Origin of the sequence: Gluconobacter sp. P1D12_c, assembly GCF_018812105.1 — a bacterium.
Taxonomy (GTDB): Bacteria; Pseudomonadota; Alphaproteobacteria; order Acetobacterales; family Acetobacteraceae; genus Gluconobacter; species Gluconobacter oxydans_A.
Window position 1 is genome coordinate 1 of record NZ_JACSIQ010000229.1, and the last position, 558, is coordinate 558.

1 protein-coding gene is annotated in these 558 nt (G+C 57.2%); it reads right to left on the reverse strand.

Going from position 1 to position 558, the window contains the following annotated elements:
• Window positions 1-187: 187 nt before the first annotated feature.
• Window positions 188-558, reverse strand: a 371-nt coding sequence (locus KP705_RS16480; protein ID WP_215765031.1) for a Tn3 family transposase, incomplete at its 5' end; no start/stop codon positions are given.

Sequence of the window (558 nt, forward strand, 5' to 3'; positions counted from 1 at the left end):
TTCGAGAAGGCGCTACCTGAGAAGATCCGCAAGAACGCCGTCCAGTGCATCGAATACCTGGTCACGTCCTCACCTGGCGCGTTCGAGAACCGGAACGCTGACCAGGAGGCGTATTTGGGGTCACGACACGAAAGTGTATTTTACGTACGCTTAGGGTGAACACCTACAGAACCGCCAGCATTGGGGTTCAAGCGACAAGCAGGGATGCAGGCACCCGAAGCGGACGTAACGCGCCCGCTTCGGGCTGCTCATCGACATTCCAGCGATAGTCCCCTGTCAGAGAGATATGCTCCCAGCCGAGGGGTGCAATATGCCGCGCCAGGTCATCGGAAATGCCGAGCGTTGCGATGGCAGACTGAAGATAGCGCGTATTCCATAGGATAACCGCTGCCACCAGCAGGTTTAAACCTGACGCTCGATAAGCCTGATTTTCAAAACGCCGATCCCGCAGTTCACCAAGCTGGTTGAAGAAGAGCGCCCGAGCCAGCGCATTCCGGGCTTCTCCCTTGTTGAGCCCTGCCTGGGTTCGCCTGCGCAAATCCAGATCCTGTATCCAGT